Annotated in this window: 3 protein-coding genes; all 3 read right to left on the minus strand. The window is 58.6% G+C overall.

From position 1 onward, the window contains the following. Positions 1-1,283, minus strand: a 1,283-nt coding sequence (locus KF767_19200) for a DEAD/DEAH box helicase family protein (protein MBX3020020.1), incomplete at its 3' end; no start/stop codon positions are given. Positions 1,284-1,286: 3 nt separating this feature from the next. Continuing rightward, positions 1,287-2,105, minus strand: a complete 819-nt coding sequence (locus tag KF767_19205; GenBank protein ID MBX3020021.1) for a KilA-N domain-containing protein — start codon at positions 2,103-2,105, stop codon at positions 1,287-1,289. Positions 2,106-2,211: 106 nt separating this feature from the next. Further along, on the minus strand, positions 2,212-3,662 hold a 1,451-nt coding region (locus KF767_19210; GenBank protein ID MBX3020022.1), incomplete at its 5' end, for a site-specific DNA-methyltransferase.

A 3,662-nucleotide genomic window follows, 5' to 3' on the forward strand; every position in this document is an offset into this window, starting at 1 on the left:
TGGGCACCGACCTGATCGCAGTTTTTCGTGTCATCGACCATCACGAACAACACGGCCTTCTTGCCGAGCGCCTCGTGCTCGGCGTAGCTCTTGCGCCATTCCTCGACACCGAGCTCGAGGTAGTCGGCGTAGCGCTCCTCAAAGATCGCGCTCGGTTTCGGCTCGAGTCGCGCGATGCTTGCGGCATCCGGAAGGGTCGGATGCTTGACGACGTTCTGGTGGATCGCTTCGACCAACGGATAGTCCGATACGGTCTGCACGAAGATCGCCCCGTTGTCGTGCTTGGGCGTCGCCGTCACATCGATCTGCATCGAGAGCCGATCGCCCTTCTGCTTCAGCTTGTTGTCGATATCCTGAATGCTCTTGAACCACGCCAGTTTCGGGTTGTGGACGTGGTGGGCTTCATCGTTCAGCACCATTAATTCGTCGATGTCCCGCACGATCAGGCCAAGGTCTATCTTGCTGTCGGTCGTCGATCCCGTCGGCGTGGGGCCGAGAAAGTAATCCATCGTATTTTCGTCGTCCGGGGTCGGGATGCTCTCGTTCCCCGCGTAGACGCGGTGAATATTCGTCAGAAAGATATTGCCGGTCGGCCGGGTCACGCGCACATCGTCCTGCACGTGCAGCGTCAACTGAAAATCGTCGCGCCAGTTGCGCCCGTCAAACCCGTTGTCAGGCAAAGCCGGGTCCTGAAAGAAAATACGCAGGCCCTGAAAGTCTTTGTAAATACGGTCCAGCACGATGATGTTGGGCGCGATCACCAGGAAATTCCGGCTCAGCGTCGAATCTGCCTCGTACGTCTTGTGAAAGAAACTCCAGACCAGCGCAAGGCTCAGCACTTTCGTCTTGCCCGCACCCGTTGCCATCTTCACGACGAACCGGCGCCAATCCTCATCAAACATGCCGCTGGAGACCAGGCCGGTGCTATCGAATCGCATCAGGTCGCGCTTGTCCTGAACCCCCACCACATCCGTCAGATAGACGATCGTCTCGAGCGCCTCGCGCTGGGCAAAGAAATACTCGAACGGCTTGCTCGGTCCGTGTGCCTGCTCCATCAGGTGTTCTTCGTTGAACCACCAGTTCAGCAGGCTCTTGCTTGTCTCCGTCGCGCCGACGTACCCACCGTCGCGAAACTCTTTTACTTTCTTGCGCAATGTCGCCACCAGCGGCGGCATCAACTGGTCCATGCGCTTATCGCGAAGGGAATCGTCACCGGGGAACCAGCGCACGGCTGGATCGAGGATGGCGTGCGGGTCGGTGGGGAAATCGGTGTGGAGTGCCATGACTTACTTCCCCTTCAGGCGCTTGATGTCGACATCGGCCACCAGAATGCGCATCTGCTCGATCGCGATCGCATTCAACTTGCGAAGCCGATCCGCCTGCGGCAACCCCTGCTTGATGAACTCCGCATTCAGGCTTTCCAAGTTTGAGAGGCAGACGAGCTGCGCGCCGTTCGCCTGATCGCGGATGTTCCCCTTCTCGCTCTTGTTTGCATCGCGCCACTGTTTGGCGGTGATCCCGAACAATGCGACGTTGAGAACGTCAGCTTCGCTGGCGTAGGTGAAGTTCGCCTGCTCCTTGTTCACTTCGTTGGGGATCAGGTTGGTTTTGATGGCTTCGGTGTGGATGCGGTAGTTGATTTTGGCGAGGTTTCGCCGCACGTCCCAATCCAGGCCCTTGCGTTCATCTTCCTTGAGGCGCTGGAACTCCTTGATCAGGTAGAGCTTGAACTCGACCGAGATCCACGACGCGAACTCCAGCGCAATGTCGAGATGAGCGAACGTACCGCCGTACCGACCCGCCTTGGATTCGATGCCGATCGCACCGGTTTTCTCGATCCATTGCTTGGGAGTGAGCGTGAAACTGTTCAAGCCCGCCTGTTTTCTAAACACGTCGAATTCGACGGGTTTAAACCCCGGGTTGTTCAACTGCTCCCATAAGCCGACGAACTCGATCGTGTTCCGGTTGCGAAGCCAACTCCTGATCAGATCGTCGGTTGCGTCTGCATCCTTGCGACGGGCGATGTCGGTCAAGGAGATGTAATCGTGCTCCCTGACCCGTTTCACCGTCACCGACGTTCCCTGAACTTTGATGATGTTTGCCATCCAATGCCTCTCCCAGCCCGCCGGATCATGTCGGTGACGTCACCGAAATGATCGGACCCGATACCCCCACCATTTCGTTGACGTCACCGAAATGGCCCCCCCTGCCTCACTTCTTCGCCTTCTTCCCATCCGCCTTCTCACCCACCGCCACATCCACGATTGTCATCGTGTCGTTCCCGAAAATGTCCACCACCTTCACCGCGATCTTCCTTCGCCCGCCTTTCCCCGGTTCCACTTCCTTCGCGGCACTCGTCAGTTCCAGCGTGCGATCCTTCTTCGTGCGGAAGCTCTGCCACTCGTTCTCGAAGATGTATTCGCCGGTCCACTTCTCTTCCCAAGTTGTCAGGTGCCCCTGATCGCCCTTGATCAGTTTCATCTGCGCCTCGGGGTCCAGTTCCACCGGCACGCGGATGATCTCGCGTTTGCTTTCGTAGTCAAAATCCACCGCCCAGTAGTCCACCCAGTCGGTCCACTTCTCGGTCAGCACTTCACGCTTGGTGACGCCTTTCGCGTTCACGCTCACCTTCACGATCTGTCCTTTGTCGACGACGATCTTGCTGCCGCCCTTCTTGGCCTCGCTGAGCGCCGCCTCTGCCGCGGCGATCGAATCCTGGCTGTAGAAGACGCTGAAGTCCGTCAGTTTCACCGCAACTGTGTTGCCCTTTACGATCGGCGTCACCTCGATAAAGCTCACGTCGTGGAAGACCACTTGGTTCTTCTCGACCGCGCGCTTGTCGAAGACCTCGGCCGGGATGTACTTGGGCTGGATGTCGATCCCCTTGGCCCGAGCCTCATCGAGCACATTGGGGAAGAGCCCCATCTCAAACTCAAAGCCCAGGATGTCCACCTTGGTCACGTTCTTCTTGCGGCACTCGACGATGATCTCCTCGACGAAGAGCCGCGTGACGGGCAGGTTCACCGGCCCGATCGCCACCAGCCGCCCGGCCTTCTTGCCTTGGAACGCAGGGAAGCCTGTCGTCTTCTCCGCCTTGTACGCGCGGAGAATGAGGTCGATGAAGGCCGCTTCTTTGGCGTCGAGTTGCTGCTGCTTTTCCGCTTCGCGCAGGTTGGGGTTGACGCCGATGAAGTGCTGGCGCTCGTAGCGGCCGAGGTTGAGCAGTTCAAACGCGCGATAGTCTTTACCCTCGGCCTTGAGCGACCGCTGCACGCCGATCATCCGCTTGCGCGTGGTGTGGATGGCGAACTTGCCGAGGTCGGTGGCGATCCACTTGCGCCCGAGTTTCTCGGCGACCGCCGCTGTCGTCCCTGACCCGGCGAAGAAATCGGCGACGAGATCGCCGGGGTTGGATGAGGCTGAAATGACACGTTCGAGAAGAGCTTCCGGCTTCTGCGTGTCGTACCCAAGGCGCTCGGCCGATGTCGGGCTGATGCGATTAACATCGTCCCAAAGATCGATGACGGGCGTTCCCTTGGCGTCGCGGAGAAACCTCTTGCGACTCAGCGACTTTCCGGTCGAAGACAAAATGACCTCTCCCGCATCGTACAACTCCTGCATTCTTTCCTTCGAGTATCTCCAGGCGCCCTTGACGCCCATGA

The sequence above is a fragment of the Pseudobdellovibrionaceae bacterium genome (assembly GCA_019637875.1).
In the GTDB taxonomy this organism is placed as follows: domain Bacteria; phylum Bdellovibrionota; class Bdellovibrionia; order Bdellovibrionales; family Bdellovibrionaceae; genus JAHBUW01.

What these genes read in the sequence shown, in the direction of transcription:
- KF767_19205 (MBX3020021.1), bottom strand. Translation starts at nt 2,105, where the DNA reads ATGGCAAACATCATCAAAGTTCAGGGAACGTCGGTGACGGTGAAACGG.